Origin of the sequence: Halobacillus karajensis, from assembly GCF_900108515.1 — a bacterium.
GTDB lineage: Bacteria > Bacillota > Bacilli > Bacillales > Halobacillaceae > Halobacillus > Halobacillus karajensis.
Genome location: NZ_FNWW01000001.1, coordinates 684,031 through 705,247, shown reverse-complemented (window position 1 = coordinate 705,247; position 21,217 = coordinate 684,031). Strand labels below are relative to the sequence as shown.

The following is a 21,217-nucleotide window of genomic DNA, read 5'->3' as shown; positions in this document are numbered from 1 at the left end:
ACTTGTGCTATAATGCCAATACATACATGAAGGGCAAATTCAATTTTCTAAAATTAAACATATTCAAAACCGTACCATTTGATGCTGGATTATTATATTTGTTTTGGAAGGGAGTTAGCGGAATGAAGTCTATCTATCACCGAGCTTTAGGAGAAGAATTTCATAATTTACACCCGGAGCTCCAAAAGAAGTATGGATTAACAAGCAAACAAAACCTAATGGTCCTCGGACAGGGAAGAATGACAGAAATCAGAGGCACACACCCATTGCTGCGTCCTTTTCTGCAAATGGGTTCAAAAGATCATCTTGTCTTTGCTGAAAGAGGGAGAGATGTTCCATTCACATTGGAAAACTATGTGTATGATGATGAAAAGGGTCGAGAAACGGTGAGTTGGATCCGCCGATTTTTCTTTCCATATGCCATCCGCGGATTTGATGCTGCTATGCGATATGATGAAGAGAAAGAGAGTCTTGTCGATGATTTAGGTAAATCCGGACTGATGCAGACCGAACTGGATATCCATGTTACGGTAGAAGGCGGTCTTTATATGGAGTCGAAAGCAATAAATGTAAACGGCGGAATATCAATGACAGCTCCAACAACAAGTGTATACGAGCATTATGATGAAGAGGAAGAAGCCTTTCGTATTCATGTTCATGCAGAGCATCCATGGCTTGGAACCCTTATGATGTATGAAGGAACGGTTCACACAGAGTTTTTACCTATGACTTATAATAATATTCCTAAACGCGGCGTTTTAGAGTAAAGGAGGGATACCCTATGTCCGATGACCACAAGAAGGGCAACGAGAATGTCCATACGGACTTTTCTAACCGAATGACCTATGGAGAGTACTTAGGTTTGGAAGACTTGCTATCTGCTCAAAAACGCTTGTCTCCTCACCATGATGAAATGTTGTTTATTATTATCCACCAAGTGAGTGAGTTATGGATGAAGCTTATTTTACATGAGCTCCATGCTGCAACAGAGGCGATTAGGGAGAATAAGATGCAATCAGCGTTTAAAATGCTGGCGCGTGTCTCCAGTATTCAAAAACAAATCATTCAAGCCTGGGATGTATTATCAACGTTGACTCCTGCTGAGTATATGGAATTCAGAGATCAATTGGGACAGGCTTCTGGTTTTCAATCTTATCAATACCGAATGATTGAATTTGCTTTAGGATATAAAACGCCGCACGTCTTGAAGATTTACAAGAAGGATCCTGATTTACATAAGCGCTTAAACGAGGCTTACCGTGCCCCGAGTTTATATGATGCCGCAATCGGAAAACTTTCAGAGGCTGGACTTCCGATTTCTGCTCATTTGCTGGATCGTGATTATACCGAATTATATGAAAGGGATTCGACTGTAGAAAAGGCCTGGTCTCACATATACAAAAATGTTGATCAGTACTGGGATTTATATCAGTTAGGGGAAAAGCTCGTGGACATTGAAGACAGTCTTCAACAATGGCGTTTCCGCCATATGAAGACGGTTGAGCGAATCATTGGTCATAAAAAAGGGACGGGTGGTTCCTCTGGGGTCGGGTACTTAAAAAAAGTTCTGGATCACAGATTCTTCCCAGAGTTATGGGATGTGCGAACGACCATATAAGCATTGAATTTAAGGACTTCCTTTTGCGAGGAAGTTCTTTTTTTGTGAGTATCTGCAAAGTCTTTGATCCATTCTTCTTTTGTGGTGAGGGGGAAGGGAGAGAGTCTGGCGTTGAAAAAAATTTTACTGAATATATCTATATAATTAAGTCATTGTTACATTTATGTTACAATAGGTTGTATGATTATGAGATAAAGAGGGAAAAGCATGAGACAACCTATAATATATACCATTTTATTTATTGTGTTGACGGCTACCGGGTGTTCTTTCATAGCTAGTGCCAATGAAGAACCGGGGGAGAAGGATGAAAACTTGTCTATCTATGAAATAAGTATGGAAACAGATATTGATGAGGATGAAGAGTATTATATTACAGCCCATTATCCTCAAACACCGAATAATCAAATCGATCAAACGATTATTGATTATGTAAACAAACAAAAGGCTTATTTCAAGCAGGAAAGCTATCAAAGGAATCAGCAGAAAAATGGAGGAGAGGTCCATGAACTGCATATCGACTTTGAAGTGATTCATCAGGACCAACGCTTTTTTGTTGTAAGATTCCTTGAGACTTTGGATATCGGCAGAGATAAAATGATGACCAGCCAGACGATTATGAATTTTGATAAAAAGAACGGAAAAGCTTTAAAAGTAGAAGAGTTATTTAAAGATGATGTTTATTATGTAGATCGGCTGCACGAATGGACGAAAGATCAGTTAGCTGAGTCTGGTAAGGAAAATACTTCCCTTTATGAAAACCTTGAAGCAAAATCCGAGGTTTATGAAAATATTGCAATAACAGATAAAGGCCTAATGGTGTTTTTAGAAGATCCTGCACATCATTCAGACACTCGTGTAACAATCGGTAAAGGTAAAATCTCCCACCTTATACGTTCAGAATATGAGGAGGCTCTAGTGAAAGCAAAGGAGAATGTTTCCGAACGAACTGCTGAACATAAGGAACTGGGAGAGAGTAATGTAGATTTTTCTTTGGATAAAAAGCTGCATAATGAAAAGAAAAAGGTTGCCTTGACGTTTGATGACGGTCCTCACCCTGAGGTTACCAGAAAGATACTTGACCTTTTAGATAAATACCATGCGAAGGCATCCTTTTTTATGATTGGTAAGAGGGTTGGGTTTTACCCTGATGTTGCTCGTGAAGTGAGTGAACGCGGGCACGAGATTGGTAACCACACATGGGATCATTCTCGATTGGAGCGTTTATCTGAGGAAGAGGTGGAACAACAAATCTCTTCTACTCAAGCCATTTTGGAACGAGTAACAGGTCAAAATGTAAATTCATTAAGGATGCCATTTGGAAATATACCTTCCGTTCCATATAAGGGAAAGCTGGATACTGTTCCGTGGACCATCCACTCTGAAAAATGGGAAGATCAAGAACCATTGACGGTTGCCCAGGATATTCTTTCCCAAGTAGAAGATGGATCTATCATTATGCTGCATGACTTGCAGAACTCTACAGTAGAAACAACAGATATTCTATTAAGAAGGTTATCATCTGAAGGTTATCAGGTCGTGCCTGTAGGGGTTTTAATGGAAGAAAAAGAAAGCCGCTCAGTTTTGGATTAAAACTGAACGGCTTTTTTAGTGTAGCTTTCTTCTTGAGGTCTTATTAATGACTAAAGGGAAAAGGGAGTGTATGGCGATATTCATGCCAGGTTTATAATGATTTCAACTTTTGTTCGATCCATTTCCCCCAATGATCGAATTCTACAAGGAAACCGTCATGACCATAATCGGTAGAGATTTGGTGATGGCTTCCTTTTTTCGGGTACACAGAAAATTGCCGGATCAGCTCATCCGGATAAAGCAAGTCATGTTCAAAGCTGAATGTGTGAACATGAGCCTTGTACTTGGAAGCTGCATTTTGCCAACCATTCCGATCCCTTCCAATGTCATGGTTGTTCATAGCCTCCAGAAGGTAAAGATAACTGTTGGCGTCAAAGCGTTCTTTAATTTTATCTCCTTGGTAATCCAAATAAGATTGAATTTCATAGGATGTTTTCTCGCTGGGAGACCGGTCAAATCTCTTTTCAAACAGGGTGCTGCTTCGATAAGTCACCATACCGGTCATGCGGGCGATCTCAAATCCTTGAAGGTCCTCGTTAGATTGGTAGTTTCCATTTTTAAAAGAAGGATCATCTTGAATAGCCCTTGCCCCGATGTGATTAAAAGCAATCCCATAATCGCTTAAGTATGGGGTGGCTGCCAGAATAAAAAGTTGCTCCATAAAATCAGGATATAAGAGCCCCCATTCATATGTCTGCATTCCTCCGAGAGATCCTCCTGCTATAGCATAAACTTCGGTTATTCCGAGCCTGTGCAGGGCTTTATACTGGGCATGAACCATGTCACGGATGGTTACTTTTGGGAAACTTTGGCGAAAGACCTTCCCCGTTTCAGGATTGATGCTGGCCGGTCCTGTAGAACCATGACATCCTCCAAGGACATTAAAAGTGATAACTTGGTAGCGATTTGTATCAATCGGGCACCCATTACCGATTAATCCGGCCCACCAGCCAGGTTCATCCTTTGATCCGACTGCCGTTTGATTACCGGTTAACGCATGGCAGATAAGGACAATGGGAGCATCCGTCGGGCCAGAACGTTCATAGGCAAGCTCTACTTGAGTCAGTTTTTCTCCGGATTCGAAGGTGAAATCCCCTATACAGACCGATTGTGTTGTTCTTGGATGGCTGGCGGGATTCTTTATTGACATGCTGAAAATTCTCCTTTCTTTCACTAAACCGATACAAGGGAAGTGGCAATGTCCTTCCCGGAACGAATGCTTACAATAGCATCATATAAGCGGACGCCTGAGACAATGTCAGCATCCTCTTGTGTAATTATTCTTTGGGACCAAAGTAGTTGAGGCTTGGTCTCTTTTGTTATGTTTAGAACCTCCTCATCCGCTTCTTCCACATAAAGGATATCCAAATTCGAGCGTAATTTCTCCGCAACCCCTTCAATGGTTGGGAAGACGATCACTTCAAATCCGAGACTCTCCAACTTGCTTTGTTCATCTTTAAGATTGCCCGAATCAACGATTCCGATCACCCGTTTTCTTAAATCGCCATGGGATCGATCGAGTGAAGAAGAGAGGATGGTTTCGGCTAAATGGCGACTCTTCCCATAGGGGTGACTGTATCCTGTCGCAAGTGAGATGGCATGGTCTAAATCTTGAATAAGGTCTTCAAGTGATTCTATGCCAACGGATAGACGGACGAGTTCTTCCTTTACTCCGGATTTCTTCAAATTCTCCTTACTCAGCTGTTGGTGGGTAGTTGAGGCTGGGTGAATAATAAGGGATTTAGCATCACCAACGTTTGCCACATGGGACCAGATTGTTGTTTGATCAATGAGCTGACGACCTGCTTCCCGACCTCCTTTAATACCAAAAACGACAATAGACCCGTGTCCGTAGCGGAAATATTTCTCAGCTAGACCATTCGTCGGGTGATCTTTCAATCCAGGGTAGTTCACCCATTCAACCCCTTCATGGTTTTGTAAATATTTAGCGATTTCTAATGCCTGGTCCGTATGCTTCTTAATACGCAAGTGCAAAGTTTCGAGTCCTTGTAATAGTAAAAAGGCGTTTTGTGGACTGAGACATGCCCCAATGTCACGAAGCAGTTGAACACGTAGTTTAATAGCAAATGCGGCAGGTCCAACATCTAGACCAAAGCGGATGCCGTTATAACTTTCATCAGGTTCTGTGAAACCTGGGAATTTTTCGTGGTTCCAATCGAAACGTCCACTGTCTACAACAATTCCGCCAATGGCTGTCCCGTGTCCACCGATCCATTTAGTGGCAGAATGGACAACAACATCAGCCCCCCAGTCGATTGGCCTGCAGATGTAGGGAGTTGCGAATGTATTATCAATAATTAAAGGGATATGGTGCTCGTGGGCAACGTCTGCAACAGCCTCAATATCGAGTACATTCAAACTTGGGTTACCGATGGTCTCTGCAAAAATAGCTTTAGTATTAGGGGTGATCGCATCAGCAAATGCTTGAGGGTCATCACCATCAACGAAATGGACGGTAACACCATAACGGGGGAGGGTGTGAACGAATAAGTTATAGGTTCCTCCGTATAAGTTTGTTGATGCCACAATATCATCACCCGTGCCAGCGACATTAAGAATAGCTAAAGTTATGGCTGACATTCCTGAAGCAGTCGCTACTGCTGCTGCACCATCCTCAAGGAGGGCGACACGCTGTTCAAAAACATCAACGGTCGGGTTTCCTATTCGTGTGTAAATATTTCCGGGTTCAGCAAGAGAAAAAAGGTTCTGCGCATGTTCCGTATCGTTGAAAACATAGGAAGTGGTTTGGTAAATCGGCACAGCACGTGATCCTGTTGCAGGATCAGGTTCTTGACCTCCATGAAGCAGTTGTGTTTCAGGACCATACTTTTGATAAGGCAAACTCATCGGTAAATTCCTCCTTAGAAATTTTTTCAGGGCATTCGTTTTTGGCTTAAAGAGGGAAAATGAAAAAGCCCTCTTCTGTAAGTAAGAAGAGGGCTTTATGTATCTTTACCTCCCCTTATCTTTCAGATCACATGACCTGTAGGATGTAGCACCTTTTCAAGGTTTTCCTTGAAGGTTGCCGGGCGTCGTAGGGCCTATTCCCTCTGCCGCTCTCGATAAGAGTTGTTTTTATTTAATTTGTCTGACTTGTTTGAAATTATAAAGGGGTACCTGCTTAATGTCAAACTGTTTTGAAGAAAGTGGAACGTTTCAACCACTTCTTCTGTGGGAAATGGATAATTAAGTCTATGAGATAGGAGTGAAGTTCATGAAACAATATAGTGTCGTACCAAATAAAGATGTGTCAGGATGGTTTGTGAAGATGGAGGATGTCGCCCCGACGGACCTTTATGACTAAAGAGATACTGCCGTTGCGAAAGCAGAAGAGATTGCAAAAGAAAACAAGCCGAGTAAATTACTGATTCTTGATCAAAACCACGCCATAGAAGAAGAGCGCACGTATTAATAAAAAACTTCCCCCTCAGCGGGGAAGTTTTTATTTTATAAAAGCTCACCCCTGCCAGCAGAATTATTCAACTCACTGGCAGAGTGGTGGAAGAGTTGATTTTCAGATATGTAAGGTTTTAGGGGCGTTGAGGAAAGACTCGCTCTCCGGAGGGGGTGGGGAGACTGGCAAGCTAACTCGGGTTAAAGCCTAGTAGGATCTCGTCTCGCTCCTTCTCCCGCGGGACTCTCCCTCCTTCCTCATATGTCCACAGAAAGCGGCCATTTTTCCACCCACCATCTCCTCAGACAAAATGTCTAGAAGCTAAGCGTTCTGGATAAGGGAGGTTATGGGGGAGGGGAGCTTAATATCTAGTGTTTTGGAAGGGTGGCGGTTAAGATAGTAGTAAACGATACAGATAAAGGTGAGTGCAATCATGAAAGAGTATTACGATGTCATCATTGTTGGCGCCAGAGCCGCGGGTGCCAGTTTAGCTATATTATTAGGAAAAATGGAAAAAAAAGTATTGCTGATTGATAAAGCCAGCTTTCCCAGCGATACCCTTTCCACACATTTCATGTCACATACAGGCTTTCTGGATAAATTAGGGATCTTGGAACAGTTGGAGCATACAGGGTTAAGAAAAGTGGGTAGAATGCGTACATATATAGGAAGCAGCTTTGTCGAAGGCCCGCGAACCTCCTACACAATCATTCCTAAAAGAGACAAGCTTGATCATCTTCTCATCCAAAAAGCACAAAAGTTTTCTTCTGTGGAGTTCATGCCCCAGACGTCAGCGAGAGAGCTGATATGGGAAGAGGAGGAAGTCATTGGTGTCAAACTTCTAGTAAATGGAGAGTTGCAAGATGCTTATGCTGAAATGGTTGTAGGAGCAGATGGGAAAAATTCAAATATCGCTCGGTGGGCAGGGGCTGAAAAATATCAAAGTACGGATCCAATACGTCCGGTGGTTTATGGATATTTCAAGGGAGTCGCCCCTTTAACAGAACCAGTGACAGAAATTTTCCTTCATGAGGGGCGAATTGGTTTTGTCTTCCCCATGGAGCCTGGACGGGACTGTTTAGGGATAGAGGTTCACCCGGAAGAGTTTAAGCCAATGATGAAAAATCCGGAATTCACATTTAAACAAACGTTTAATCAATTTTATCGGATGGAAGAAAGACTAAAAAATGCGCGGCTGGAAGGAAAAATTATCGGAACTCCCGGCATGCCGAATTTTTTCCGCACGGCATATGGGAAAGGATGGGCCCTGATTGGAGATGCGGGTCATAGTAAGGATCCCTGTACAGGGCTTGGGATCAATGATGCTTTTATGCAGTCCTTTCTCCTTGCCGATGCCATTCTTCAAATTGATGAGGGGTCCCTATGGACGGAGGTGATGGCTGAATTTGCGAAACAAAGAGACCGACAACTGTTGCCTGGTTTTCAAATGACTCTCCATTACATCCAATCATTAAGAAAGTGGACGGATAATGAAGTGGCCCTTTTCCAATCCATCGCTGCCAATCCAATGGTCTGGAATCAAATGCTCCCGAACTTATTTAAGCATCTGGAGGAAGATTCTTCAGACTTCCCTCTTCTTCATCAAGCTGTTGAAATGGAAGCAGAACACTTCGGTTTTAAAAAGGAATCATAAAGAAAGAATCGAATATAGTAGTGAGGTGATAATGGTGGAATGGACAAAAGAAACTGCATTTGAAAAAATGCAGGAAATTTATACGGATCGTGTGATGCAGGATGAGAAAAGAAGAGTCTTTCAACAAGTGTACAACCATCTGCAAGGTCACTTAGAGGATTTGGCTGTTAAAACAGGAATGAAAGAAAAGGCAGAAGATCAGTTAAAGTTCTTTAAGGAATATACGTTTATGCCTGGGGATAATTTGTTTCAATCCATGCGTTATGTATTTTTGATTGCCCGTGGGGAAAAGGAAAGAGATCCTGATGAAACGCGTCGCCACCTAAACCGGATTTATCGATCTCTTTATCAGCCGGCGGCGCTCAAAAACCCTTATATCCCAGACTCTTTTTGGGAAACACCCCTTGGGGTCGCTTGTCTGGTAGCTGAAGAAGGGATAGAAGCTGTTTATCCCATTCTTGATGAAGTTCTAGAGGCAGAAAAAGTATGAGGAAAGCTCAGGAAGCGCCTGAGCTTTTTATATTTGATAAAGCCTTTTGATCTTTTGAACAGGTTCCGTAAATCGTGAGGAATTTTCCAGGTTGGAGAGCATTCCTCTTAGGACAGCTGGGCGGGGGCGCTCTCTGTTGATTTCTTCTGTTACTACATTTACGGTATCTCTTACATCCTGATCCCCTTCATTCGCCAACTCCTGTAACTTCTCAATCAAAAGATTTTTCTCTTGATCTTGTACATTCAGGGGAAGAACCTGTTGGATGATTTCAGCAGTTATGACTGGTTGGTCATTGTGGTTTTCGAACCCTTCGACGATATAGTCTGCTCTACGTAACATGGCATCTGATAAGGCAGCTAAATCCAAGTCTGCTCCTTCGATAATAATTAAATCCATATAAGCTTTAAACATCCCCTGAAGCGCTAAACTGATCTCCCATACGATATGTCCCACTCGCTCTTTATAAATATTCTCTAAATGCCGTTTGTAGAAGAGGTAGGAATTCACCCTCATTTGAGTAAGGTACTTTTCTATATTTTCGTTAAACGGAATGGCTTGTTCCCTCACCTGCATGATAATGAACTCTCTATGGTTTTTCAGTTCCTCGAAGGTCACTTCCAATTGTTTTTTGAATTTGGTTCGATCGTCAGCATCTAGCTGTTGGATTTCTCCAATCCTGACCTGGATCCTTTGATAATAATAATTAAAAATATCAAATAGCAGGGCGTCCTTTGATTTAAAGTGGAGGTAGAATGCGCCTTTTGAAATGCCACATGCATTCGCTATTTCTTGGACGGAAGTTGAGCTGAATCCTTTTTTGGCAAACAGTTTAATCGACTGTTCTATGATATATATTGATTTTTGTTCCATAATTTCGCTCCTTCAAAACTAAAGAGGTAGGTATTTCCCCTTGACCGATGACTATATGGTCATATATATTGTAAGTTGTTGTGACTAACTGGTCAATAAAGGGGAGAGTAATGATGAAAAAAATCATCGATTTTTCGATGAATAATAAATTTGCTATTTGGCTGATGACCATTCTGATTACCGCTGCCGGTTTATATGCAGGATTGAATATGAAGCTTGAAACTATACCTGATATCGATCCACCGATTATTACGGTGTCGACGACATATCCGGGGGCTACGCCAGAAGAAGTGGCTGCCGAAATATCAGAGCCGCTTGAGCAGCAAGTCAGCAATTTGAGTGGTGTGAAGACTGTTAATTCTTCTTCGTTTCAGAATGCGTCTTCTCTTCAATTGGAATATAGCTTTGATAAAAGTTTAGATGAAGCAGAGGATGAATTGCAAGAGGCGGTGGACCAGGTGAATTTGCCGGAAGAAGCGGAAGAACCTACGGTGTCCCGCCTGAATTTTAATGCTTTTCCAGTGATTAGTTTAAGCGCTGTGAATGAAGATGGATCACTGGAAGAACTGACAAAGAGGGTGGAAGAAGACATTGTTCCTGCCCTTGAAGGACTAGAAGGAGTCGCCGACGTTCAAGTTTCCGGTCAACAGTTGAAAGAAGTTCGTATTGATCTAGATGAAGAAGCGTTAAGTGAGCGCGGGCTGGATCAAGAGACAATTACGAATATCATTCAAGGATCGGACGTCTCTTTTCCGCTGGGTTTATACACTTTTGATGATACACAAAAATCAGTTGTTCTAGATGGACAGCTGTCTAGTGTGGAAGAATTGAAGGAATTAAGAATTCCGGCTATCCCGAGTGGGGGAGACGCACCCGTACAATCTATGCCATCAGAGGGGATGGAACAGGCACCGCCATCTGAAAGCAGCCAGGGGCAAATGGACATGCCTGAGCCTGAGATGGATGGGGTCCCGACCGTCAGCTTAGAGGAAATTGCTGATATTGAAGTGATTGGTGAGGCTGAATCGATTTCTCGTACCAATGGTGAGGATTCTATTTCCCTGCAAATCGTTAAATCTCAAGAAGCCAACACTGTGGATGTTGTCAATCTAGTTAAAGAAGAAACGGAAGCCTTCCAAAGTGAGATGGATGGTGTAGATTTCGTTTACTCCTTTGATCAAGGTGAGCCTATTGAGGAATCTGTCAGTACAATGCTGAATAAAGCGTTGTTTGGGGGAATCTTCGCTGTTCTTGTTATTTTGCTTTTCCTACGAAATATAAAAACAACAGTGATTTCGATTATTTCCATTCCTTTATCTCTATTAATCGCGATTCTATTCCTGAATTGGATGGATATCACGTTGAATATCATGACCCTTGGAGCAATGACCGTTGCAATCGGGCGTGTGGTGGATGATTCGATTGTTGTTGTGGAGAACATTTACAGGCGGATGTCTTTACCTGATGAGAAATTAAAAGGCAAAGCTCTGATTCGTGAATCTACAAGAGAAATGTTTATGCCGATTTTATCGTCTACTCTTGTTACGATTGCTGTTTTCTTACCTTTAGGTCTGGTAGAAGGAATGGTGGGGCAGATATTCCTTCCTTTTGCGCTGACCGTTGTGTTTGCTTTATTAGCTTCCTTATTGGTGGCTGTGACTATTGTACCGATGTTGTCTCATGCTCTTTTGAAAAAATCGAAGATTAAGGAGAGTCCACATAAAGAAGGGGCTGGTAGACTAGCTTACCTTTATAAAAAAGTGCTGAATAGTACGTTAAACCATAAAATCATCTCCAGTATTATTGCTATTCTTGTACTTGGAGGAAGTCTTGCTTTGCTTCCTTTCGTGGGAACGAGTTTCCTTCCTGATCAGGAACAGAAAATGATTATGGCGACATATAACCCAGAACCAGGACAGACCCTTGATGATGTAGAACGTATTGCAGATGAGGCCCAGCAATTCTTCATGGACCGTGATGGTGCGGAAACGATTCAGTACTCGGTCGGTGGTGAAAACCCGATGAGTCCAGGAGCGTCCAATCAAGCGTTGTTCTTTGTAGAGTACTCGGAAGATACGGAGGGATTTTCTGAAGAAACTCAAGAAGCGATCGATGGGTTAAATGAACAAACGGATCAAGGCGAATGGGCGAGCCAGGATTTCTCTGGTACAGGTTCAAGTAATGGACTTGAAATGCGTGTGTATGGAGAAAATATTGAAGAAATTAAGCCTGTAGTAACAGAGGTTGAAGACGTTCTTTCAAGAGATGATGATTTGAGGAATGTAGATTCAAGCCTTGCTGAATCTTATGACGAATACACACTTGTAGCTGATCACGATCGTTTAAGTGAGCTTGGGCTTACAGCGGCTCAAATTGGCATGGAACTTGGTCAAAATCGCCAGGAGCCTGTGATCACGACAGTGGAACGTGATGGAAATGAAATGAATGTTTACCTCGAAGTGGAAGAAGAGGACATCCATGGGATTGAAGATCTAACAGAGAAAGAAATCACATCTCCGACCGGTCAATCTATTGCTATAAGTGAACTTGTGGAAGTGGAAGAGGGAACGACTGCTGATACAATTACACGTCGTAACGGCCGCGTCTATGCAAGTGTCAGTGCCGAAATTACGGTAGACGATGTTGGGGCTGTTTCCCAGCGTATGAATGAAAAAGTACAGGAAATCGACACTCCATCAGGTGTGGAAATCACTCAAGGTGGTGTAGCTGAAGATATAGAGGAATCCTTCTCTCAACTAGGCTTGGCCATGCTTGCGGCCATTGCGATTGTTTATTTGATCCTTGTCATTTTCTTTGGCGGGGGATTAGCGCCTCTTGCGATTCTGTTCTCCTTGCCGTTTACGATTATCGGTGCGGTACTTGGATTACTGATCAGTGGAGAAACCCTGTCTATCTCAGCCATGATTGGGGCATTAATGTTAATTGGAATCGTGGTTACAAATGCGATTGTCTTAATTGACCGAGTCATTTTCAAAGAAAAAGAAGGCTTCTCAACACGTGAAGCGTTACTTGATGCCGGCATGACAAGACTGCGTCCGATCTTGATGACAGCACTTGCGACCATTGGGGCCTTGCTGCCGCTTGCGCTCGGATTTGAAGGTGGTTCTATTATTAGTAAAGGGCTTGGCGTGACCGTTATCGGCGGCCTGGCAAGCTCTACATTATTGACACTGTTAATAGTTCCGCTTGTTTATGAAACACTTACGAAGTTCCGTAGACAGAAAAAGACAAAAACTATCGAATAGAATTTGGTAGAATAAGAGCATTCTCCATATAGTTGAGGGTGTTCTTTTTTTAAGAAAGGATCACATGGAATGCGTGCATGTCCGATATGGGGGAGGAGGTACTTATACAGCTCCTGTCTTTCTTCTCAAGGTCTTAGTTCATGGAATTCGATAAATCAAAAGTTGGAGAAGAAGGTGTTTTATTAGTCATCGTTTGAAGGTTCTCTTTCATTATTGCTTTTTGGAGGTGTGGTGGGATGGATCATTATGAAATAACGATTGTTGGTGCTGGACTTGCAGGGATCACAGCGGCTAGAAGGTTGATCAAGCAAGGGCGTAAGAATATTCTGCTGACAGATAAAGGAGAAAGTGTCGGAGGGCGCTTAGCAACAAGGAGAATAGCCGGTGGTTGTGCCGATCATGGGGCACAATTTTTTACGGTGAGAACGGATGAACTGGAGGAAGAGGTTCAGGAATGGTTGAAATGCGGATGGATAAAAAGATGGTTCGGTGATCACTATCCACGATACACTGCTGTTCAAGGGATGAGCGGCTTTGCGAAACATCTGGCCTCGGATATCTGCACGTCCCTACATACAAAAGTGGTCAAAATTATCGAAAACGAGGGAGGATACCGGATCTACAGTGAGGATGGAGCGGAATGGCAGTCAGATAAAGTTTTATTGACTATGCCTGCACCCCAAATTGTGGAACTTATCAAAAAAAGCCCGCTGGACGTTGTGGAAGAAGAATGGAAACAAATCAAAGATATTTACTTCGAACCTACCTATGTTGGAATCTTTCAATTTAAAGAGCAGACAAAATTGCCTGAAGATGGACATGTGGATAAAGGACTGGCGGAAGGGGTGGAGCGCTTAGTTGATCACCAGAAGAAAGGTATTTCCTCGGATGTTGTTGTAAGCGTTTATATGGAAGCGGAATGGTCACGAAAGCACTATGGAGAAGATTATGTGATGTCATTAATAAAGGAGAAACTAGCTGATTACTTTGATTGGAATCAGGCGCTTTCTGAACAATTGAAACGCTGGAGATATGCTCAAGCACGGAGGGTCAAAAGACAGCCGTTTATTGATCTCTCAGGTGATGGGCGTCTAGTTGTAGCAGGGGATGCTTTTCTGCGGTTGAATGATGAAGCAGGCCGGACAAGGTTTGAAAGTGCCTATCTTTCTGGAAAAGATGCCGCTGCCTACCTAAGCTGGTAGTGATTCATCCGTTTTGTTGATCGGAAAGGGGTTCAGGATTTTCCCTGGACCCCTTTCCACTCTAAACGATAGGAATAGAAATGGTTAAGTAATAAGTGATGCCTGTACTTCTTACTACTCTTCGTATCCCCGTCAACTTGCCTTCATTTCATATTTCTTCAACCGCTTAATCCTTGTAACGGTATAAACGGCAAGACCTGCCCAGATGAGCGTGAAAGATACAGCGTGAACGTTCGTAAAAGGCTCATCGTAAAGGAAAACGCCAATGACTAGCATAATGGTTGGAGCAATATATTGCAGAAATCCGACCATGGATAACGGGATCCTTTTGGCACCTGCTGAAAATAATAGCAAAGGAATTGCGGTGATAACCCCCGCACCGAAAACGAGTATAGTTGTCAGTGACCAGAAGTCAATGGTAGACCATTGTCCACTCTGTTGTTGGAACAGAAAGGCCATCGCTAAAGGAGTGACGATTAATGTTTCGATCGTCAAGCCGAACAGGGCATTTAGGGGGACCAGTTTTTTTAATAAACCATAAGCTCCAAAACTGAAAGCCAGTAATAAAGCAAGCCAGGGAACGGATCCGAAGTTTATTGTCATATAAACAACACCCAGCACGGCTAGGAAAAAGGCGAGCCACTGGGCCTTTGAGAATTTCTCTTTCAGTACAATCATGCCAAGCAATATACTAACAAGCGGATTAATATAATAGCCAAGGCTTGCTTCAATGACATGGTCCGTATTGACGGCTAGTATGTAGGTCACCCAGTTGATACTAATCGTAACAGAGGCGAGTGTAATTCCAATCAACTGTTTTTTATGTTGTACGATTTGCCGAAGTTCCTTTAAAAAGGCTTTATGTTTACGTGTCAAGAGGATGATCAGCCCCATGAAGATGAAGGACCAGACGATCCGGTGAGAAAGGATTTCAAAGGCCGGAATCTCCTGAATCAACTTCCAATAAATGGGGAGGATTCCCCAGAGAATGTAGGCGCCAGAAGTATATAGAGTACCAATTTTTTGTTCATTTATCATGTAGAGGACCCTTTCGTCGTGTAAGGTGTATAATATCCGCTCTATTATATCACCCATTCAAAGAAGAAGCAGAAAAAATGCACAGCCCGCATCGGGCCGTGCAATGCTTAAGGTTGTTCTCCATGCTCGTCTTGCTTACTTTCGTTCATGTGGGGAGGAACTTCATGATTTTCTTCGATAGCAATCTTCATTAGCGGTTTATCGGCAGGCCCTTCAACTACAGCCCCATCATAATTGAAGCGGGAACCATGACAAGGACAATCCCAAGTGTGTTCAGCGCTGTTCCATTCCACTTCGCACCCCATGTGGGTACAGGTGGTGTCTAAAACATGCAGCTTCCCTTCTTCGTCTCTATAAGCACCCGCTCGTTCTCCATGCCATTGGACAGGCATTCCTTCTCCTTTCTTTAAGGAGTTTGGTCGATCTGCCACTAGTTCGAGTTTACCATCGACAAGGTGGGCGGCTACATCGAAATTTTGGGACAAGAATTGTTTCATGCTTGGATCTGATTTGAATCTAGACGGTTGAAATAGCTTATGGAAAAGAGAATCTTCGCCGAGTATATAATGACCAATCAATTTTGCGGCTAATGTCCCGTTTGTCATTCCCCACTTGCGGAAGCCTGTGGCAATAAAAACACGATCATTATTCCGGGTGATTGGGCCGATATAAGGTACTTTATCTAATGTGATTAGATCCTGTGCCGACCAATGAAAGACTTTCTTTTTGATACCGAAGGTTTGTGCTGCAAATTCTTCCAATGCCCTATAATGGAAAGAAGTGTCAACCCCCTGACCGGTTTTATGGCTTTCCCCACCTATCAGCAGGACAGGAGTCCCTTCATAATCGGCAGTCCTTATCGAGCGCTTGGGGTCATCAATCGATAAATACATACCATCCGGAATATCTTTTTTTGGTTCAATAGCTAGGACGTAAGAACGGTCTGCATACATTCGACTGAAATAAAAGCCTTTCCCATCGTAAAAAGGAAAATGGCTACAGGAGACCACTTTTTCGCAAGCGACGGTGTGCCCCTTGCCGGTTTCAATTTCGATACGGTCATTTTCTTTTAAATCAACAGCCTTGGTATGCTCAAAGATTTCCCCCCCATTTTAGTAAACTCTTTAATGAGGGCTAACAAGTATTTAATTGGATGGAAGCGAGCTTGATTCTTCATGCTGAGTGCTTTCGTAGTCTCTACATCAAAAGGTAAAGCATCCTGTGTCCCGCCTGGGATGCCGAGTTTTTGATAGGCTTCGAATTCTTTTTCTAGTTTATGAGCCCCTTTTTGGGTGGTGGCATATAAATAGGCATCTTCTTTCTCCCAATTACAATCGATCTCGTATTTCTTTACCCATTCTTCCATGGATTGTAAGGCATCCATTTGAGCCTGATAATATAAGGATGCTTCTTCTTCACCAAAGTGTTGGATCAATTCATTGTAGATTAATCCGTGCTGTGCCGTAACCTTGGCTGTTGTATGGCCTGTGGTCCCATTCATTAATTCATCGGCTTCTAAGAGGGTTACCTTTTTGCCAGCCTTGGCTAAGAGGTAAGCTGTGGTGATCCCGGTGATTCCTCCTCCTACAATCGCAACCTCTGTTGCCTTATCTTCGTTCAATGCCTCAAATTTAGGTAAGGAAATTTCCTCACGCCATAAAGGTTCTGGTTTTGTCCATCTATCCTGCTGTTCCATAAGTTACCTCCTGAATAACTCGTTTCTTTCAGTCTTTCCTGCTATAGGAGTTTCATGTATTTTTCCATGGGATTTTGAGGAATTTGGAACACGTATATAGTCCTGAATCATAATGAAATATTCTCTTTGTCTTTTGTCCGGGCCGTAAGGAAAGGTGATTCTTCCTTGGCCTTTTTATCCATTTAAAGGTTACAAAATGAAGAAGCAGCTTATAAAAGATATATCGATCGTAATTTAGCGGAGGAGTAATTTCAAAAGGCAGCTATAAGCAAAAAATCATAGAACGATGAATGATATAATTGGGAATAATGAATCAAAAAAATGAAAGGAGAAATGTAGCATGACGAAACATAAGATTTATACAATGAGTTTCGCAAATGTGTATCCCCATTATGTTAGGAAGGCGGAAAAAAAAGGCCGCGCGAAAGCAGAAGTCGATGAAATCATCTGTTGGCTGACAGGATATAACCAGGAAGAGCTAGAAGCGCATCTGGAAAAACAGACAGACTTTGAGACCTTTTTTGCAGAAGCTCCTCAACTGAATCCTTCACGTGCCATGATTAAAGGTGTGATTTGCGGTGTGCGAGTAGAAGACATCGAAGAATCAACGATGCAGGAAATTCGTTATTTGGATAAGCTGATCGATGAGTTAGCAAAGGGGAAAGCGATGGAAAAGATTTTGCGGAAATCATAATTAAAACCAAAAAACACGGATTCCATTTATAAACGATAAATAGAATCCGTGTTTTTTGTTGAATAAATAATTATCTTAAAATTGATGTAAATGAGGAATAGCCATCGTTTAATTATTCATTGAAAAAGGGGGAGAAGTTAAGCGAATTGCAATAGAATAGACGACATAACATGTAGTGATTGATAGAAGAACTCTTATAAGCTCCGTTACTAATAAAGCTTGGCTATACTGTCGAGGGCGTGTGCCCAAACAAACTCCTGATCCTGGAACTATCCTAGTAAAGAAATTCTTTTTGGTTAAAGTCTGTGAGAGAGAGCTTTTTTATGGGAGGAATTTCTTTTTTGTCTTTTGAATGATTAGGAACACTTGCTGCTAGGGATAAGGGAATTCTGAAACCTGTCTAGTTCACCGTTAGGGTGTGGCTTTAGACTTTTGATCAAGTAGTTAAGGAGTTTAAAGCACTTAAGGAAGAGAATGAAAAGATGGTTTTGTAAGACTGCATTTAGCTAGAGCCTTTAGTTCGGGTTCAAAATTAGCGAGTTTAATTAAAAAATAGCAGGATTCAGGGAAATGGTGTTCTAAAAAACGAAGAGTCGTCCGGTTGAAAACGTTATCATTTTTATATAAAAGGATCACTTTCTCAACTAATTGATTGAATCCGGCAACTGTTTCACCAACTTGTTTTGAAAAAAGTTGTTGACCAGGGAATCCATTCTCCAAAAAGCGCAAATATCCCTTGATCGTATGGTTTTTTACCATATGTGCTCTAAAGCCTTGTATGAAAAATTCTGCTTCTTTGGCCAAGGGAATCTCAATAGGATCCAAACTATTTTGTAATAAAAGAGCGTGGCCAAGTTGATCTTCTAACCATAAGTCCAGTAAGTGGACAAGGGACAATTCATCTGCTTTTTTACCGAGAACATAATAATTCAATAGACGAAGGTATTCTTGATTTTCATTTAAGGTCCCATTTAAGTAAGTAGGGGTAAGGTTTAAATTGACTTTATTTAAAATACGAAGACTTTGGAGTGTTGAAGTAGGAGGATGCTACCTGATAACTTTCTCGTGCAAAATTTATCATGATTGGGGAATTGTCGGGTAAAGTTTCTGACATCCCTTTTAACCTTTGTCTCAATTGTTTAAAACCTTGAATAAACTGTGAGGCTATCCTAACCCATTTTATTTCTGAGGGGGACAAGAAGTCGTGGATAAAGTGGGCATGATCCTCTAAAATTTCAAGCCAAAAGCTATGTTCTTCATAAATGGATATTTCATAATGGTTCCTAATATAAATGACCTCCTAAGCAAAACCTGTCAATTAACCGTATGATAAGAACAGAGGAATATTCTCAAAATCTTTGACCTGATTAAAATAGATTCAAATCAAACATCGGAGACTTATCACGAGAGATAAAAGAGCTTCAATCCATGGAAATTAAAATATCTTAATATATACCTAACGTTCATATAGTGTGCCAGTTGCTAGGAAGAGGGCAGAAAATGAAAGGAATAAGGAAAATCAAAAATATCATTGATAACCAATTAATTGTATGGTCGTATCACTTATATTCTCTCCTGCTGAAGGGGGGGTGATTTTCAATTGAATTCTTTTCCCTAGGGGGTCTTCTGACGTTTTGGATGACACATTTATGCTCGCTGTGAGCTCAAACCAATCTTTATCCTTGCTAATGGTCGTGCCTTTATTCAAATGGTCATAATAGTATAAACTTTCTATTTTATTCCATGTCCAATGAACGTTTCCACCTTCTTTATTTTTTACGATTTTATTAATTTTTGGCCGTAATAACTTTACAAGAAGATCTTCGGTTGTTGCATCATCCTTTTGTGGTTCCATTTTTTCTTCCCCGGCCCATTCCTTATTCTGTTGGGATTCATAATCTAACGAAAAATTATAATGATAGTAACTATATACAGCTATCCCTATAACTGAAACCACAGCCAGTGCAATCCAAACGATGCCATTTCTTAAGATTTTCAAAAATCCTCCTCCTTATGAAAGCTGTTGTGAAATCTTATGTTCTGTTCAATTCTCTTATTCAACCCTTTAACTCTTGTGAATTCACATACATTTCACAGAGCATTTATCCCTAAAAGTTTATTAATGAGGAAAGAATAAAGTTGAGTATGATTCCCTTAAATTGAAGGAAATGCTCTTGCGCCTCCAACGAGTTTCGTGGAGTCCAATTTGATTAAGAAATGAGGCTCAAAAATGCTTGATTCAATAAAATAAAATAGAAAGGAGAAGTTGCGCTGAGTTTTACTAATATTTCAATATTCGGAAAATTATCTGATTCATCAGGGGGGAGGTAAGAAAGTAAAAACACGATTGGAGGGAGGTTACTTTATAGTATTATCTCTTCATAAGAGAAAAACTGAGCTTAGTTTATTTTTCTAAGCTCAGTTTTTTTATAAGGGTTCTATTTTTTTATACAGTGACTAAGGATTCCTGTCCATAGAATGAAGCCTTATAAAGGTTCTTCATTTGCTCTAAAGATGTTTCACGCGGATTGGTACTCGTACATGGGTCATCCATTGCGTTTTTCGCCATAGTATCGAGGTGTTCGTTGAAATCTTCTTCCGAAACGCCGTAGTCCTGAAGGGTAGTGGCGAGTCCGAGGTCTTTGTTTAATTGGTAGATATACTCTATAAGAGCATCTGTTAATTCAGCGTCTGTCTCACCTTTAAGTCCTAGACGTTCGGCAATCGTTGCAAAACGATCTTCCACAACAGCACGGTTGAATTGAATCACATACGGCAAGTAAATCGCATTGGCATAGCCGTGTGGAATGTTGAAAGTCGGGCCGCTTTTATGGGCCAGACTATGCACGTTTCCGAGCACCGCATTCGCAAACGCCATTCCAGCCATAGCTTGAATACTATGCATTTGTTTGGCAGCTTCTTGGTCGCCTTGATAAGAAGCGAGTAAGTTCTCTTTGATCACTTCTGCGCTTCCAAGGGCGAGGATATCCGTATAGACAGTCCGAGGCTTAGCAACATAAGATTCGATCGTATGTGTGAACGCGTCCATGCCAGTATAAGCAGCGATGTGTTTGGGCAGGCTTTCGATCATGACCGGATCAATGATTGCGATATCTGGGGTTAGTTCGAAATCTGCCAATGGGTATTTAATATTCGTCTTTTCATCCGCTACAACAGAAAGGTTGGAAACTTCAGAAGCGCTTCCGCTGGTAGTCGGAATACCCGCAAATTTTGCTTTAGTCCGAAGGCGTGGAAGTTCAAAAGGTTTAGTGGCATCCTCAAATGACAGGTCCGGGTGCTCATAAAAGAGCCAGATCGCTTTTGCAGCGTCCATGGCAGAGCCGCCCCCGATGCCAATAATCCAATCAGGCTTTATCGATTCCAGTTTTTTCGCCCCTTGTTTTACCATTTCAGCGGTAGGCTCTGTGTTGTATCCTTCCAATACTTCTGTTTCTATATCGGCAGCAGCTAAATGCTCCTGAATTTTTGTAAGGTTTCCGTTTTTTTTAACAGAACCTCCTCCAATGACAAGTACGGCTTTTTCCCCTTCCAATGACCGTAACACTTCCAGGGCATTTTCCTCGAAATAAATATCTCGCGGGATCGTGAATCGACTCATAATAAAAGCCTCCTTATTTGTAATGATGATCTGTTACGGTTTTCATTGTATATCTTTTAGAA

The 21,217-nt window shown here is 41.8% G+C and carries 16 protein-coding genes, 2 pseudogenes and 1 riboswitch; of the genes and pseudogenes, 9 read left to right on the top strand and 9 right to left on the bottom strand.

Going from position 1 to position 21,217, the window contains the following annotated elements; all coding sequences use genetic code 11:
* The first annotated feature begins 122 nt into the window (after nucleotides 1-122).
* The 3 genes from BLW54_RS03300 (at nucleotide 123) to BLW54_RS03290 (ending at nucleotide 3,208) form a co-directional block, all read left to right on the top strand.
* Entirely contained in the window at nucleotides 123-767 is a 645-nt protein-coding gene (locus BLW54_RS03300) for a DUF4166 domain-containing protein (protein ID WP_074733381.1), read from the top strand.
* A gap of 14 nt (nucleotides 768-781) precedes the next feature.
* Complete coding sequence (kynA, locus tag BLW54_RS03295) at nucleotides 782-1,618, top strand: tryptophan 2,3-dioxygenase (protein WP_074733240.1); 837 nt, start codon at nucleotides 782-784, stop codon at nucleotides 1,616-1,618.
* Nucleotides 1,619-1,825: 207 nt separating this feature from the next.
* Nucleotides 1,826-3,208: a polysaccharide deacetylase family protein gene (locus tag BLW54_RS03290; protein ID WP_074733239.1), complete on the top strand. Its 1,383-nt coding sequence runs from the start codon at nucleotides 1,826-1,828 to the stop codon at nucleotides 3,206-3,208.
* 91 nt (nucleotides 3,209-3,299) lie between these two features.
* Here BLW54_RS03290 and metX read toward each other — a convergent pair whose 3' ends face one another.
* Complete coding sequence (metX, locus tag BLW54_RS03285; protein WP_074733238.1) at nucleotides 3,300-4,358, bottom strand: homoserine O-acetyltransferase MetX; 1,059 nt, start codon at nucleotides 4,356-4,358, stop codon at nucleotides 3,300-3,302.
* 23 nt (nucleotides 4,359-4,381) lie between these two features.
* On the bottom strand, nucleotides 4,382-6,076 hold the full coding sequence (locus tag BLW54_RS03280) for an O-acetylhomoserine aminocarboxypropyltransferase/cysteine synthase family protein (protein WP_074733237.1): 1,695 nt from the start codon (nucleotides 6,074-6,076) through the stop codon (nucleotides 4,382-4,384).
* A 112-nt stretch (nucleotides 6,077-6,188) separates the two neighbouring features.
* Nucleotides 6,189-6,298: riboswitch (SAM riboswitch) on the bottom strand.
* Nucleotides 6,299-6,443: 145 nt separating this feature from the next.
* On the opposite strand from BLW54_RS03280, the pseudogene BLW54_RS03275 reads away from it, so the two are divergent.
* From BLW54_RS03275 to BLW54_RS03265, 3 genes and pseudogenes are all read left to right on the top strand, one after another.
* Nucleotides 6,444-6,641 (top strand): annotated as a pseudogene (locus tag BLW54_RS03275) (DUF2188 domain-containing protein).
* A 415-nt stretch (nucleotides 6,642-7,056) separates the two neighbouring features.
* Nucleotides 7,057-8,277, top strand: a complete 1,221-nt coding sequence (locus BLW54_RS03270) for an NAD(P)/FAD-dependent oxidoreductase (protein ID WP_074733236.1) — start codon at nucleotides 7,057-7,059, stop codon at nucleotides 8,275-8,277.
* A gap of 31 nt (nucleotides 8,278-8,308) precedes the next feature.
* Entirely contained in the window at nucleotides 8,309-8,767 is a 459-nt protein-coding gene (locus BLW54_RS03265; RefSeq protein ID WP_231622345.1) for a hypothetical protein, read from the top strand.
* A gap of 27 nt (nucleotides 8,768-8,794) precedes the next feature.
* Here BLW54_RS03265 and BLW54_RS03260 read toward each other — a convergent pair whose 3' ends face one another.
* On the bottom strand, nucleotides 8,795-9,640 hold the full coding sequence (locus BLW54_RS03260; RefSeq protein WP_074733235.1) for a TetR/AcrR family transcriptional regulator: 846 nt from the start codon (nucleotides 9,638-9,640) through the stop codon (nucleotides 8,795-8,797).
* A 113-nt stretch (nucleotides 9,641-9,753) separates the two neighbouring features.
* On the opposite strand from BLW54_RS03260, the gene BLW54_RS03255 reads away from it, so the two are divergent.
* Both BLW54_RS03255 and BLW54_RS03250 read left to right on the top strand, forming a co-directional pair.
* Complete coding sequence (locus tag BLW54_RS03255) at nucleotides 9,754-12,906, top strand: efflux RND transporter permease subunit (RefSeq protein ID WP_074733234.1); 3,153 nt, start codon at nucleotides 9,754-9,756, stop codon at nucleotides 12,904-12,906.
* A 236-nt stretch (nucleotides 12,907-13,142) separates the two neighbouring features.
* Nucleotides 13,143-14,108, top strand: coding sequence for an NAD(P)/FAD-dependent oxidoreductase (locus tag BLW54_RS03250; protein ID WP_074733233.1), 966 nt, complete (start codon nucleotides 13,143-13,145; stop codon nucleotides 14,106-14,108).
* Nucleotides 14,109-14,240: 132 nt separating this feature from the next.
* Here the strand turns inward: BLW54_RS03250 and rarD are convergent, their stop codons facing one another.
* Together rarD and BLW54_RS03240 are read right to left on the bottom strand one after the other, a co-directional pair.
* On the bottom strand, nucleotides 14,241-15,146 hold the full coding sequence (gene rarD / locus BLW54_RS03245; RefSeq protein WP_074733232.1) for an EamA family transporter RarD: 906 nt from the start codon (nucleotides 15,144-15,146) through the stop codon (nucleotides 14,241-14,243).
* A 107-nt stretch (nucleotides 15,147-15,253) separates the two neighbouring features.
* Nucleotides 15,254-16,842 (bottom strand): annotated as a pseudogene (locus tag BLW54_RS03240) (FAD-dependent oxidoreductase).
* 340 nt (nucleotides 16,843-17,182) lie between these two features.
* Between BLW54_RS03240 and BLW54_RS03235 the strand changes: the two are divergent.
* The gene (locus BLW54_RS03235; protein WP_035506866.1) at nucleotides 17,183-17,536 is read left to right on the top strand and encodes a DUF2200 domain-containing protein; all 354 of its coding nucleotides are present in this window, start codon (nucleotides 17,183-17,185) and stop codon (nucleotides 17,534-17,536) included.
* A gap of 462 nt (nucleotides 17,537-17,998) precedes the next feature.
* On the opposite strand, the gene BLW54_RS20920 is transcribed toward BLW54_RS03235, so the two are convergent.
* The 4 genes from BLW54_RS20920 to BLW54_RS03220 form a co-directional block, all read right to left on the bottom strand.
* The gene (locus BLW54_RS20920) at nucleotides 17,999-18,469 is read right to left on the bottom strand and encodes a DUF2935 domain-containing protein (protein ID WP_244153467.1); all 471 of its coding nucleotides are present in this window, start codon (nucleotides 18,467-18,469) and stop codon (nucleotides 17,999-18,001) included.
* A gap of 70 nt (nucleotides 18,470-18,539) precedes the next feature.
* Nucleotides 18,540-18,746: a hypothetical protein gene (locus BLW54_RS20915; RefSeq protein ID WP_244153479.1), complete on the bottom strand. Its 207-nt coding sequence runs from the start codon at nucleotides 18,744-18,746 to the stop codon at nucleotides 18,540-18,542.
* 318 nt (nucleotides 18,747-19,064) lie between these two features.
* A complete protein-coding gene (locus BLW54_RS03225; RefSeq protein WP_074733231.1) occupies nucleotides 19,065-19,535 on the bottom strand; it encodes a hypothetical protein in 471 nt (156 codons plus the stop codon).
* A 447-nt stretch (nucleotides 19,536-19,982) separates the two neighbouring features.
* The gene (locus BLW54_RS03220) at nucleotides 19,983-21,155 is read right to left on the bottom strand and encodes an iron-containing alcohol dehydrogenase (protein WP_074733230.1); all 1,173 of its coding nucleotides are present in this window, start codon (nucleotides 21,153-21,155) and stop codon (nucleotides 19,983-19,985) included.
* Nucleotides 21,156-21,217 lie beyond the last annotated feature (62 nt).

What these genes read in the sequence shown, in the direction of transcription:
- BLW54_RS03300 (WP_074733381.1), top strand. Translation starts at nt 123, where the DNA reads ATGAAGTCTATCTATCACCGAGCTTTAGGAGAAGAATTTCATAATTTA.
- kynA (WP_074733240.1), top strand. Translation starts at nt 782, where the DNA reads ATGTCCGATGACCACAAGAAGGGCAACGAGAATGTCCATACGGACTTT.
- BLW54_RS03290 (WP_074733239.1), top strand. Translation starts at nt 1,826, where the DNA reads ATGAGACAACCTATAATATATACCATTTTATTTATTGTGTTGACGGCT.
- metX (WP_074733238.1), bottom strand. Translation starts at nt 4,358, where the DNA reads ATGTCAATAAAGAATCCCGCCAGCCATCCAAGAACAACACAATCGGTC.
- BLW54_RS03280 (WP_074733237.1), bottom strand. Translation starts at nt 6,076, where the DNA reads ATGAGTTTGCCTTATCAAAAGTATGGTCCTGAAACACAACTGCTTCAT.
- BLW54_RS03270 (WP_074733236.1), top strand. Translation starts at nt 7,057, where the DNA reads ATGAAAGAGTATTACGATGTCATCATTGTTGGCGCCAGAGCCGCGGGT.
- BLW54_RS03265 (WP_231622345.1), top strand. Translation starts at nt 8,309, where the DNA reads ATGGTGGAATGGACAAAAGAAACTGCATTTGAAAAAATGCAGGAAATT.
- BLW54_RS03260 (WP_074733235.1), bottom strand. Translation starts at nt 9,640, where the DNA reads ATGGAACAAAAATCAATATATATCATAGAACAGTCGATTAAACTGTTT.
- BLW54_RS03255 (WP_074733234.1), top strand. Translation starts at nt 9,754, where the DNA reads ATGAAAAAAATCATCGATTTTTCGATGAATAATAAATTTGCTATTTGG.
- BLW54_RS03250 (WP_074733233.1), top strand. Translation starts at nt 13,143, where the DNA reads ATGGATCATTATGAAATAACGATTGTTGGTGCTGGACTTGCAGGGATC.
- rarD (WP_074733232.1), bottom strand. Translation starts at nt 15,146, where the DNA reads ATGATAAATGAACAAAAAATTGGTACTCTATATACTTCTGGCGCCTAC.
- BLW54_RS03235 (WP_035506866.1), top strand. Translation starts at nt 17,183, where the DNA reads ATGACGAAACATAAGATTTATACAATGAGTTTCGCAAATGTGTATCCC.
- BLW54_RS03220 (WP_074733230.1), bottom strand. Translation starts at nt 21,155, where the DNA reads ATGAGTCGATTCACGATCCCGCGAGATATTTATTTCGAGGAAAATGCC.